Source organism: uncultured Anaerobiospirillum sp. (assembly GCF_902485895.1).
In the GTDB taxonomy this organism is placed as follows: Bacteria; Pseudomonadota; Gammaproteobacteria; order Enterobacterales; family Succinivibrionaceae; genus Anaerobiospirillum; species Anaerobiospirillum succiniciproducens.
In genome coordinates, this window is sequence record NZ_CABTML010000079.1 from 1 (window position 1) to 13,524 (window position 13,524).

A 13,524-nucleotide genomic window follows, 5' to 3' on the forward strand; every position below is an offset into this window, starting at 1 on the left:
ACACAGTGAGTTTATCTATAACGCCATAGTTGATATGAGAACAGCCTTTAAAGAGTCTAGAGTCAGCGAAAATTAAGTTTTAAAAAAATTAAAATCAGCATGAAACAAGAAATTATTGAATTAGATCCCCAATGTCAGAGCTCATGCCAAGGCCCTGCTCATGTTAAGGCCCAGCTCCTAAGCATGCCGCGTTCATTAACAGGCATGCTCAAGCTTCTGTATGAGTCCAATTGCATCAAAATCACGGCATGAGCATAAGACAGGTCTTATCATGAGATAGCCAAGCCTTAGGCAGCGCCATGCCTAGCTAGGATGCATTGCTCAATCTGAGGGTAGCTTTGGCTTTGCCTGCTAGGCAAGGCGAGAGCAGCCATGGGCTCTAGATGCTATGCATGGCTGCGGTAGAGGGGATTAGTTGGTGCCTACGTTCCAAGTAGTGGAGGACTTTTCGTAGGCGCTAATGGCGTCAGAATGCTCTAAAGTAAGATCAATGTTGTCGAGGCCATTTAAGAGGCAGTTGCGATAGAAGGGCTCTAAATCAAAGCTATAGCGCTTATCACCGCACTGTACATACATCTCTTCAAGGCTGATGGTGACGCTAGCACCTGCGTTTTGCTCAAGATAAGTGATGAGCTCGTTGACCTCTTCACCCTTGAGCTTGACGGTCAGTAATCCATTGCCTAAAGCGTTTTTGTTGAAGATATTAGCAAAGGATGGAGCAATCACCGCTCTAAAGCCAAAATCAGTTAAAGCCCATGGGGCATGCTCACGCGAAGAGCCATTACCAAAGTTATCTTGAGCTACGAGTACTGAGGCTCCTTGATACTCTTTCTTGTTGAGATTGAAATCAGGATTTAACTGAGTCTCGGCATCATCAAGGTAGCGCCAATCATGAAAGGCATGCTTGCCAAAGCCTTTTCGCGTAGTAGCGAGCAAGAACTGCTTTGGGATGATCTGATCAGTGTCGATATTAGCTGAGTTTAATGGCACAGCAACACCAGTATGAACGGTAAACTTTTCCATGGATAAAACCTCAAACTTAAGGTGCACATCAAAGATGCTCTAGGCATTGACTGACTCATGGTCGCATCATTGACTGTATTGTCTTGCGCATCATTGATTGGATCATGCTCTAAGCATTGACTGCATTGTCTTGCGCACCCTGTTGCTGTTACTTACTTGTCGTCGTGGTCGATGAAGTCACGTACATCGCACAGACAGCCCTTGATAGCACAGGCAGCTACTGACGCTGGGCTCATCAAATGAGTACGCGCACCCTTGCCTTGTCTGCCCACAAAGTTGCGGTTTGAAGAGGAGGCTACGCGCTGACCTGACTCAGCCTTGTCATCATTCATAGCAAGACACATGGAACAACCAGGCAGACGCCACTCAAAGCCAGCATCAATAAAGATCTTATCTAAGCCCTCACGCTCAGCTTGCTCTTTAACCCAAGCAGAACCAGGCACAGCTAAAGCACGTACCCATGGAGCTACTTTGCGGCCTTGCAAGATGCTAGCAGCAGCTCTAAAGTCCTCAATACGGCCATTGGTGCAAGAGCCAATAAATGCTACCTCAATACGAGCACCAGTGACCTTTTTGCCCTCACTAAGTCCGATGTACTCCAGAGCATCTGCAAGTGACTTCTTAATTACAGGATCCTTTTGTGCGTCGATCTTTGGTACTGACTTTGAGACGCCAATTACCTGACCTGGGTTGGTACCGTAAGTAATCTGCGGCTCGATTAAAGCGGCATCAATATCCACTACCTTGTCAAAGACAGCGTCATCATCAGTCTTTAAGGTTTTCCAGTATTCAACGGCCTTATCAAACTCCTCAGCTTGTGGTGCAAACATACGACCACGCAGATACTCAAAGGTCTTCTCATCAGGAGCAATCATGCCCACCGGAGCACCAAACTCGATGGCCATATTAGATAAGGTCATACGGCCTTCCATGGACAAGTTATCAATGGTTGGGCCGCAAAACTCGACTGCGTAACCAGTACCACCTGCAGTTGTGAGCTTGCCGATGATATATAAGATCAGGTCTTTAGCGTAAACACCTTTCTTTAAGCGACCATGGCAGTAGATCTTCATGGTCTTTAACGGTACCTGCTTTAATGTCTGAGTGGCCATAACATGCTCTACCTCAGAGGTACCAATACCAAAAGCTAAAGCACCAAAGGCACCATGAGTAGCAGTATGGCTATCACCACAGACTAAAGTAGTGCCTGGCAAAGTAAAACCAGTTTGTGGGCCAATGATATGTACAATGCCTTGATTAGGATCGCCAAGACCAAAGAACTTCACCCCAAACTTCTGTGTATTGGCCATCAAAGTCTTGATCTGATCCTGTGCCATCGGAGAGCAAGCTTCAATAGTGCTCTCTTGTGTTGAAATATCGTGATCTACAGTGGCCAAAGTCAGATCTGGTCGTCTCATCTGACGATGTGCGATCTCCAAGCCTGAAAACGCCTGAGGTGATGTCACCTCATGCACTAAATGTCTATCGATATAGATAGTTGGACACTCACCTTCTGCTTGATATACCACGTGAGCGTCAAAAACCTTTTGATACAGTGTCTTGCCCATTTGCCTTCTCTTATCTTTGCTAATCTCGTCAAACCATTCCCCACACCATCAGACCATCACACTGCAGCGCCCGCACCGCAAGATTGCAAGATGCAAATTCGTACTGCCCTTGCCATCCATGCTGTTATGGCTGCCCTGTCTGTCCTAGCTAGGCTGACAGTCCTGGCTGCCATCGACAGCATGACTATGAAACAGTACTACGGCGCATTAGCACGTAAGCTTAGGCTACACTGAGATGTGCTTTGCACCTAAGCTTCGTGCCTTTGGTGCATGCAAAGCTGGCCTCTTGTAGCTACTTGCCTATTAGTTCATTGCAAGGAGTTCGGGTGGCTGATGTTTATGGGTTTAATTACAGGGCAGCTACAATGGCTTCGCCCATTTGTTTGGTGGTGACAAAGTCACCTGAACCTGCTAAATCGCAAGTGCGCATGCCTGAGGCAAGCACTTTGGAGACAGCCGCCTCAATGTCTTTAGCTGCAGCTTCTTGCTTTAAGGAATAACGCAGCATCAAGGCAGCTGAGAGGATTTGGGCAATTGGGTTGGCAATACCCTTACCTGCGATATCAGGAGCTGAGCCACCTGCTGGCTCGTATAAGCCAAAGCCACTCTCAGAGAGGCTTGCAGATGAGAGCAGACCCATGGAGCCTGAGACCATGGCAATCTCATCAGAGAGAATGTCGCCAAAGATGTTATTGCACAGCATCACGTCAAACTGATGAGGAGCTTTTACCAGCTGCATCGTGGCGTTATCTACATAGATATGCTCAAGCTCGACCTCAGGGTAGTTTTGATGCACCTCTTCAACAACTTTGCGCCATAAGATGGAGCTACTTAAGACGTTGGCTTTATCTACAGAGGTAACCTTCTTATTGCGTAGCATGGCGCTTTCAAAAGCGGTCTTGGCAATACGCTCGATTTCATAGCGATAGTAGATTTCAGTGTCATAAGCACACTCATCTTTGCCCTCGCCCTCAGTACCTTTTGGCTTGCCAAAGTAGATACCGCCGGTTAACTCACGTACGCACAAGATGTCAAAATGCTTAGCAGCAATGTCAGATCGCAGTGGACTTAAATGCTCTAAGCCCTCAAAGATACGTGCGGGTCTAAAGTTACAAAAGAGCTTAAAGTGCTTTCTCAGTGGTAAGAGTGATCCGCGCTCCGGACGCTCATCTGGAGGCAGTGTCTCCCACTTTGGACCGCCTACTGAGCCAAACAAAATGGCATCAGAGTTTTCGCAGGTTTGCAAAGTATCCTCAGGTAGAGCACAGCCTTGTGCATCAATCGCGGCACCGCCGACATTCTTAAAGGTGTAGTTAAGAGTAAAACCATGCTTGGCACTTACTGCATCTAACACCTTGATGGCCTCTGCCATCACCTCTGGACCAATGCCATCACCTGGCAAAACTGCAATCTTGTATTCCATTTATAACCCTTGTTTTCTAAATTCGGCATCATGCTCCACGCTCATGCATGCACATGTGCATGTGTAGATGCATGCGCATCTACATCAGCATTTGCTTTTGCATATACATGTGCTTATGCATACGCATCTGCAGACGTCTTTGCGCCCCATTGCCAGAGCTTGCGCATAAGCAACTCAACATCGACTCTTAAGCGTTAGTACTAGCCATGGCTTCTGCCATCAATGACGGGCAAGCGATCATTACTAAATGCTTGCGCTTTGGCGGAGTACATGGCCGTTGCAAGCCATCATGCCTAGTACGAGGCATGCAATAGCGCTTGTTTTGATGCGTCATGCTTATATCTTTCTGATGCGTAAGACATGCATGCGTGGTAGCAATGCCTCAACATCAAGCTGTAGCGTTAGCCTTGGTAGATGCCGTGGGCGTGTTTAGCGGGTTGATCTAAACGCCCCTCAACACTATGCAGATTGCACAGTGCTGCTTATGAGCAAAATAGCTCATAAAGACCAGGTGTCTTGGTAAGAGCCTGGGACTTGGCTAAGTTGGGTTAAAGGTTAGCTAAGCTGATGTTGAGTCAGATGCCTAAAAAATTCTGTAAATTGCGGCAAAGCTGAGGATGTGTTTTTACCTTTTGCTTTGCCTAAAATTCTGTCTTGGTTAGTTTGCCGCGCCTCAACAAATGTTCTTAAAAGGCCAACGGCAATGCTCTATTTATATCTGGCCACGCACCAATGAGGCAGCTTTAGCCTCCACTGCTGCGATAGCCCCTTGAGAGTCTGGGTCAGCTGGCATGCCGTTGTGCGATGCTGCCTTTTCAAGCTCAATAATCTGAGCGCGATAGATGGCATTGCATGCATTAACTAAAGCTAAAGCTGAAGACTCGATAACGTCAGTGGATAAACCGCGACCGTGGTATTTGCGGCCTTTATACATCACATCGACATCGACCTTACCTTGGGCATTCATACCGCCTGAAGTAGCAGATAAGTTATAGTCGACAAGCTTGCAATCAATACGAGTCAAACGTGTAATGCAGTTAAATACGGCATCGACTGGACCATCGCCGGTACCAGAATCGATAAAGTACTCATCACCGATCTTCATACGTACTGAAGCAGTTGGGATGGTGCCAGAGCCTCCACAAATTACGTTGAGGTTTTCAAGAGTAAACTGAGTCTTGTCCTCCATAGTCTGGCTAAAGAACAACAAGGACTCTAAGTCGTAATCAAAAACCTCACCTTTCTTATCTGCAAGCTCTAAGAAGCGGCTATATACATCATCTAAGTTAAAGCTATCATCTGCATAACCAAGCGCATTTAAGCGTGACTTAATCATGTGTCGACCAGAACGGGCTGTCATGTGCAGATTGTTCTCTTTAAAGCCCACGCTCTCTGGGGTGATGATTTCGTAAGTGCTGCGATTTTTTAACACGCCATCTTGGTGAATGCCGGAGCTATGTGCAAAGGCATTAGAGCCTACGATAGCCTTGTGTGGCGGTACCTTCTCATTGCAAATACCTGCAACCATTTGAGAGGCTCGTGCAATGTTAGTTGGCACAATATTGGTGTACAGGCCGTTAAACAGAGTCTTACGAGTACGCAGCGCCATGGCCACTTCCTCTAAGCTGCAGTTACCTGCTCTCTCGCCTAAGCCGTTAACACATACCTCAACCTGACGAGCACCGTTTTGCACGGCAACTAAGCTATTGCCAGTGGCCATACCTAAATCGTTATGGCAGTGCACTGAGATGACCGCCTGATCGATATTCGGTACGCGGTTAAACAAAGTAGCGATGATGTTGCCAAACTCGCTTGGTATGGTATAGCCCACGGTATCAGGGATATTTACGGTTTTTGCACCTGCTTTAATGGCGTGTTCGACCATACGGCAGAGATTGTCTATCGGAGTACGACCTGCATCCTCACAAGAGAACTCCACATCATCGGTGTATTGACGCGCATGTTTAATGGCATGCTCAGCCATGCCTAAGATGTCATCAAAGCTCTTACGTAACTTGTCTTGCACATGTACATCAGAAGTTGCAATGAAGGTATGGATTCTAAAACGCTCACAAGAGCTTAATGCCTCCTTCACAGCATCAATATCACGCTCTACTGCACGAGAAAGACCGCATGGAATAGCGTTTTTGAGGTTTTGGCCGATAAGCTTAACCGAGGAGAAGTCACCTGGGGATGACACAGGAAAACCTGCTTCAATGACATCAACACCTAACTGCTCAAGCATGAGAGCAATCTGCAACTTCTGACGCTCATTTAATGACTGCTGCAGGGCTTGTTCGCCATCTCTTAAGGTGGTGTCAAAAATAATCACTCGATTGTTATCGACCTTATCCATAAGCTTTCCTTGGATGCCTGATTGCTACTTATCTAAACCAACTCATATCTTGACAACTAAGCGACCTAAACAAGGCCGCAGCCATCGATTGCAACGCGTGAAACGCTCAACGTGTTACACAATCGACATGCTAAACAAGCAACGCGCTCGACGCGTAAAACGCTCTTTTTTTGCCGATTTGTCTCTTAAGTTGGTGGTGTGTATATTGTGGTTAATGGGAATAAAAAAGGGGCCTAGTTTTTTTACTACCAGGCCCCTCTTTTGTTTTAAAAAGGTATGACAGATCGAGTCACTCAGAAGCCTGGCAACTTAAGTAGAATAAGTCGAATAAGGGAAATGATTGCGATCATGTCTACACCTTTTAGTTAAGTGCTCACCTTAATGAAACTAAGCACGCTTCTTTGAGAAATCCGGCTTTGAAGAACTACTACCTTTTATGTTACATGCTCATAAAGGCTGTGCTTAATACTCTTATCTAGATGGCCTTAACCACTTTTTTGTAATTGATTGATGTATTGAGTTTAACCTGACCATTTTGGCAAGCTCAATCCTCTTACTTGTCAAATACGCAGTTTGCACACTTTAGAAACATAATTTGTACTGCTTGCACTTAAACAGTCACGACTTTGCACCGCCACGACACACAAAAGTAATCCTCAAAAACCTTTTTGACCTCATTGTCACTTAGAAAATTGCAATAGTCACCCTTCTTTCAATTGCACCTTAACCCAACGCAAGGCAAGGCATAAAAGAAAGGCGAGCGCATTACAAGACTTATCTTGCTTTGCGTTCGCCCTCTATAACAAGCGCCTAACCTAAATAAGAGCGCTTAGTGAATTTGATGAGTAAGTAGCCACTACTCTGCTGCGGTTGGGTTGGTCAGCCTAAGCATGGAGTCGTCGATGATTTCCTTACGGGTAACAGGACGACCTAACTTATTACTTAAGTAAATGCCCTGAGCAATCAACATACAGCATAAAGATGAGTCGATATTGTTGCGCAGACGGACATTCATACCATCTTTTTGGTTTTCGATGGCATGGATCATTTCCTTTAAATGCTCGATGAAGTAGAAGTATGAGTAGTTATCATCGGTAACCCCCTCATAATCATTTTGAGCATAACGTTCCATGGTCTCTGGGCTTTCTAAGGTAAAGACATCATTTACAGCACGGAATGAACTTGGCTTGATACCAGGGTTAATTTCAACACCGCCATGAGTCTGAATGCCTAAGGTATGACCATTAGTGCCTACAATATGTACATAGGCTGACTGAGCTGGGTTAACGCTGTTAGAGACTAAGATAGTTGCAGTAGCACCAGACTCGAAAGTCACAATACCCTGAGCAGTATCATCTACCTCAATATATGGATGGTTAACGTTACGCCAGATACCGTAGACGCTCTCAACACGACCCATGAAGTAGCTAAGCAAATCGAGCTCATGTACAGCTTGGTTCACTAACACGCCACCGCCTTCTTCTGCCCAGGTACCACGCCATTCATTGGAACGATAGTAAGCCTCATCACGCCAGGCTTGCACATTTACAATACCAAAGGCTGGCTCAATACGGCCATCTTCAATAGCATTACGAATACGCTCGCACGGACGGAAGAAACGGCTTTGAGAGATAACGGAAACTAAAGCACCAGAACGCTCAGACTCTTCTTTTAAATAAGCTGCCTTTGCAAGAGAAATATCAATTGGCTTTTCGATAATGCAGTGAATGCCGCGCTGTACAGCGTGGAAGGCATTATCAACGTGAGTCTTGTGTGGAGTAGTGATATAGACCAGATCAGGCTTTACCGTATCTAACATAGCAGGAACGCTATCAAATACGGTCTCTTCTAACACCGCCGGCGCAACTCCCTCACGTCCGCTAAAGGAGCTTAAAAAGAGCATAGCCTTTTCGATGTTGTGGTTACATACACCAGCTAGCTCTTGTCCACAGGCTAAGATAGCCTCAACGTGTTGCCTAGCAATGTTGCCAGTGCCAATTACAGCAATTCGTAACTTACCCATTGTCAACCTTAAAACAGTGATGAATAAAGCATGCTACAAAATAAATAAACCCAAGCTGAAAATGACGAGCTACCTGCATGCCCCATCCTCTGTAGCGCCATTAACTAACAGCGTCAAAGCGACAGATCCAAAAGCAAGACAACTAAAAATTCCAAGCACGGGTCGATTGCATTTGCCATTGAGTACAAGCTTGTAAATGCTAATGTACATTGGCAAATGTTCTACCAAAAGCACAGACATTGGCTTTACAAACAGCAAGCTAAAAAGATTGGACGCCAACCTTCTTAAGAGTCTTTTATATGTAGCCAAATGCCTCAAGATCAAGACTAAGGCAGCTTAGTAGGAAATACCTAGCTTCAAACTGTGCCTATTCCTTAGACTGCACTTTAGGCATAAGTTTTCCTAAAGATCTAAGAAATTTGGCAAATTAGGATCCTGATCATGCATATGATACTTGATCCTTGCCTTTGATTTATAACTTTGTATCTAGCTAAAGCACGAAAAAATTGCCCAATCAAGCTTACAAGAACTTCAACAACCACCGCATCAATATCCTTAAGAAGTTCATCGCCTCAATTAGCAAGAGATCACCACAAACAACAAAGCAATTATGCCCCGTGACAACAGTTATCTGTAGCACCTGCAAATCGGCTCTATACCTGCATGATTATATTAATCGCGTCGTCTCGCGCCGCACGTTGAAGCATTCATTTGCCATTACATAAGATCACCGCCAATCGGATCAATTTGCGCAATTAACAGATCATCATTCTGATGTGCATTAAGTAGCTCCTCATCCCCTCGCATTGACTGTAAGACGTGGCCTCTGTTGCAGGCACAATCGTCTCGTACCACTTGGATTTGGCCTGATCCACTAGCTGCAAAGTGCTAGCTGTGCACAGTCAGCTAGCTGTGCTTAGTTCGATCGCTGTGAGGTGCTACTGTGTCATGTGTGCAAGGTCTTGAGATGTTGAAATTTGGTCTATGATGCGCTCCATGAGTGTCCATCTATAGTCTCAAGAGGCAATTTAGTGCACTGATGTGAAACAAAAATCAAAAAATAACACGATCAATGCCTCTATTTTGTACATAAATTCTTTTTTTTCGCCATGTTGTATCTACAAAGTGCATTACAATTACCAAGCTAGCCTATCACTTAATGATCTGGCTAAACATTTATGCACTTTACTTAGCTCCGATGATTACTTGATGCGAGCAGTTAATCACGGCTCCTAACTTCTATTCACATACCATGTGCGTGGCTTTGCAATTAAACATAGCCTCTTTGGTGCTAAGTATTTAGTTCTATCTACAGGAACTACTTTTATGAGCCTTATTCAGCAAGCTTTATCAAAGAAGGCACTAAGCGGTGTAGCTATCGCTACTGTATTACTGCTTGGTAGCGTTTTTAATGTATCTTCAGCCTATTCTCTTGGTGGCCCACGTTACTCAGGTGTATCTGAGCGTGATCTTGAAAAGAAACAACAAGCTGAAGAAATTAAGGCTCAAGAAGAAGTAAAGATTAGCGATATTGAAAAGACAGCTAAGGAAAAGGAAGCTGAGGAGATCAAAGCTTTATTAGCTGCCAACAAAACTCCTATGCTGCTCTATGGCGATCAGAAGTTAACTCGCTTCTTAGGCTGCCTCAACTGTACTCCTGACTACTATATTTCTATTTGGAATACTGAAAGTCCATTTGGCTCTCCAACTGGTCATATCAGCATTTGGAATAGTAACACCGAGTACGGCTCCATTGTCTCAAAGATCAGTCCTTGGAATAAGTACTCCTCAAATCCACCAGCTATTATTGATCCAGCAGGTAAACTCTATGGCTTCTTAACCGCCAATACCTCGATTGACAATCGCTTTATGAATAACTTTGCTGAGCACCTTTACTACAGCCACGACTCCATCCGTCTTGATCCAAACAAATGGTTCAAGCGTTTCTTTGCCATGGAGAGCATCAAGAAAGTCGGCACCATTTCTCTTGAAGAGCTTGAGGCTATGCCAAAGCCTGTTAAAGAAGAGGACATGTTAGAGCCAGCTCCACAGCAGCCTACCCGCGCCGATGGCATCAGCGGCCATGACGTTAAGTCCTTATTTAACTAAGAGTAAAAAGCTAACGCTTACTCTTTAGGCCCGTACTTTTGCCGCTAACTCGGCTCCTCTCTTTTAAAAAGGCAGCTTTAAGCTGCCTTTTGTCGTTCTAGACCACGACAAAAACATCCTCGACTGCCGCTCGCGCCATCGTGTACTTCACCAACTCGCGCTTGTTTTGTCCATCCCCGCTAGCGCTTGTTTTGTCCTTGCCCACTAGCTCTTATATTGTCATTCCACTTGCTCTTATATTGTCATTCGCCCGCTCGCAAGATCATGCTGCCTGTATAGAGCTTTCTTTCACATATTCTGAGATTTCAAAACAGCACTCTTATCTTATTTTCGTAAGGAGTAATTAACAGTGGGCGACTGGCCAATTACTGTTGCTAGTGCTATTTCAATGGCGAAGCAATGACCTTGCTCTAGGCGCAAAAGCAACCTTGCTGCATTTTGGATGATGGGAGTGCTACAGTTTTGGTTGCTATTGCATGATTCTTTTATTGCAGTACGGCTGCTTTATGCGTGCAAAACCATCATAAATTGGTGCGCTGTGATGACTTGCTTGGGCGTTGCTAGATACAATTTTAGTTTTTGTGTATGTATAGTGCACAAAATAGATGCAAAGGCAGGTTCATTTTTGTGAAAGTAAATTTTGACGCATCTTTATAGAGCATGAGTGCTTTTTGCTTCATTTTTGTTACTACAATCAAAACACGCTCTGAGCAAAAGTTCATAGCTGTAGATGCTTCAAGGTCTTCCTAAGCGAAGCTATCTATACCTCTTGCTATGAGTGCTCAGCTCCTTTTACCCACACTGAACTTAAAACTATTTAACGAATCACTACTCAATTTATTTTTCTTTTAGTAGTAGTGATTGAAGCTAGAGACTGAACCATATCGCTAGCTTTGGTTAATCTTGCTGCATAGACCTTATGCAAAGAGATTTAGTTTTAGAACAGTCAAGAGCTTAAGACATTTCGTTTGAGCGTTGATTTTCAACTACAACCCGCCGCAAGGCCGAGGCTTATATGACAAATACTAATTACGCCTCCTGCACTAAAGCAGCCTTGCATCAGACCAAGCGAATGCATCGCACATTTAAAGAATGGATGTGTAATCGCAATAAAGGTCAGATGCAAGCTAAGCATATGCAGGAGCAATTTGGAGGCTTCTATGCATAACTTAGCTAAATTGAGCGCATTTTTCGGCAAAACCTTTGCTTTTTGGGTAATTGCCGCCGCAATTATTGCTTTCTACTTCCCAGAGAACTTCAAGATTCTTGCTCCATACATTAGCATTCTGCTCGGTATTGTAATGTTTGGCATGGGTCTTACCCTTCGTGCAAAAGACTTCTCAGAAGTGATTAAGCGTCCTATTGATGTCATTATTGGCATTGTAGGTCAGTTTGCGATTATGCCTCTTTTAGCTTATGCCTTATGCATCATTTTAAACCTCTCTCCTGAGGTCTCCGTTGGTGTCATATTAGTCGGCTGCTGCCCAGGCGGTACTGCCTCAAACGTCATGACTTTCTTAAGCCGTGGTGATGTTCCTTTATCCGTAACCATCTCTGCTTGCACCACAGTGCTTGCTCCGGTGGTCACCCCAACACTCATTTACTTCTTTGCAGATCAGTGGGTCACCGTAGATCCAATGGCAATGTTCATGACCATCGTTAAGATGATGGTGCTGCCTATTGTCGCCGGTGTTTTAGTTAACACCTTCTTTGGCAAACACGTGCAAAGCGCACTGCCAGCTCTGCCATTGATCTCAGTATTTGCTATTGTCGCTATCGTTTGCTCAGTGGTTGCTGTAAGCCACGATCAAATCGCTAGAACTGGTCTTATCATTTTCGCAGTAGTAGTACTGCACAATGTTTTAGGTCTTGCATTAGGCTATGGTCTGGCCAAGCTCTTCAAGATGGATTTAAAGAAGAGCAAGGCTATGTCTATTGAAGTCGGTATGCAAAACTCAGCCTTGGGTGTAGCCTTAGCCATGGCTCATTTCAATCCTTTATCTGCAGTGCCTTCAGCCATCTTCTCAGTATGGCACAACATTTCAGGCCCAATCTTGGCAACCATCTTTGCCAATATGGCAGATGAGGATGAAAAGCAAGCTAAGAGCTCTAACAAGACTCAAGAACAATCAAACAACAGCGCTAACTTAACTGAGGTATCAAACGCCTAATTAACACTCACGGAAGTAAGCAAACAAAGCCAAAGCTGCACCAAGCAAGCTGCCTAATGTATGCAGTAATGCTTGAAAGCATTCAAGATCAGCGCATGCTTAACCTCAAAAGGAATCGCTCAATCTTGAGGCCATAGCCATATACAAGCTATGGCAGCTTATATAGATGCAAGCTTTGTCTTCTAGCGCATCGCGATTGACCTCATGCCCATAAATTTATGGCTAGAGAGTTCTACAGGTTCTTTGCATTTAATAGTGCAAATACTCAATCAAAGCGATGTTACTGATGCTTTACATTCCATACCGCATTAGCTTGATGGTAACAGCCATTAAGCTCAACGCAACTTACCAAGTGTTTCGTTATTTAGGCTCTGACGCACCTTTTGAAGAAATACCTTTCAAGGCTCTAGCTTTTGCTCTACCCGAGTTTTAAGGTTTGCCTTGCTTCTTTTTAAGGTTATATTTGATTACCGTCATCAAGTACCCAAGCGTGCTTAAACCTAAGCCCCAAGCGTACTTATAGTTAAGCGTTAAGAGTACCAATTTATAGCAATAAGAAGTAAACAGCCACTACCCCATCTAAGATATAGAGCATGGCTATGCATACATATACCATCATGCATGGCCTAACAGAGCACAACGACATTCTCTAAACTCTATAGCTTTATGTTCAACAGCATTAACTTTGAGCATGGCATTGGCAACACAGTTTTTGCCAGCTCTCAGGCTTGATTTGATGCTGGGCTTTAATTACTTTTTACTGCCAACGAACAGCGTTAACATCCGCTTAAGAGGCTACAGCCTTAATTAAGCCCGGTGCTTTAAATCGTAGAGCACCAACCGCGATATAC

General features: G+C 44.5%; 7 protein-coding genes. 2 read left to right on the forward strand and 5 right to left on the reverse strand.

Features of this window, described 5'->3' with window-relative positions; translation table 11 throughout:
- Positions 1-411: 411 nt before the first annotated feature.
- The 5 genes from leuD to RDO37_RS06650 all read right to left on the reverse strand — a co-directional run bounded on the left by leuD (position 412) and on the right by RDO37_RS06650 (position 8,393).
- A complete protein-coding gene (gene leuD, locus RDO37_RS06630; RefSeq protein WP_273324425.1) occupies positions 412-1,023 on the reverse strand; it encodes a 3-isopropylmalate dehydratase small subunit in 612 nt (203 codons plus the stop codon).
- Between the two features lie 152 nt (positions 1,024-1,175).
- Complete coding sequence (leuC, locus tag RDO37_RS06635) at positions 1,176-2,591, reverse strand: 3-isopropylmalate dehydratase large subunit (RefSeq protein ID WP_308498522.1); 1,416 nt, start codon at positions 2,589-2,591, stop codon at positions 1,176-1,178.
- Positions 2,592-2,940: 349 nt separating this feature from the next.
- Positions 2,941-4,014 (reverse strand): 3-isopropylmalate dehydrogenase, encoded by a 1,074-nt coding sequence (leuB, locus tag RDO37_RS06640; RefSeq protein ID WP_308498523.1) that lies wholly within the window; start codon positions 4,012-4,014, stop codon positions 2,941-2,943.
- Positions 4,015-4,726: 712 nt separating this feature from the next.
- A complete protein-coding gene (gene leuA / locus RDO37_RS06645; RefSeq protein WP_308498524.1) occupies positions 4,727-6,370 on the reverse strand; it encodes a 2-isopropylmalate synthase in 1,644 nt (547 codons plus the stop codon).
- Between the two features lie 856 nt (positions 6,371-7,226).
- A complete protein-coding gene (locus RDO37_RS06650; protein WP_308498525.1) occupies positions 7,227-8,393 on the reverse strand; it encodes a Gfo/Idh/MocA family oxidoreductase in 1,167 nt (388 codons plus the stop codon).
- Between the two features lie 1,326 nt (positions 8,394-9,719).
- Here RDO37_RS06650 and RDO37_RS06655 point away from each other — a divergent pair.
- Complete coding sequence (locus RDO37_RS06655) at positions 9,720-10,502, forward strand: hypothetical protein (RefSeq protein WP_308498526.1); 783 nt, start codon at positions 9,720-9,722, stop codon at positions 10,500-10,502.
- A 1,160-nt stretch (positions 10,503-11,662) separates the two neighbouring features.
- The gene (locus RDO37_RS06660; RefSeq protein WP_281709594.1) at positions 11,663-12,673 is read left to right on the forward strand and encodes a bile acid:sodium symporter family protein; all 1,011 of its coding nucleotides are present in this window, start codon (positions 11,663-11,665) and stop codon (positions 12,671-12,673) included.
- The last annotated feature ends 851 nt before the right edge of the window (positions 12,674-13,524 follow it).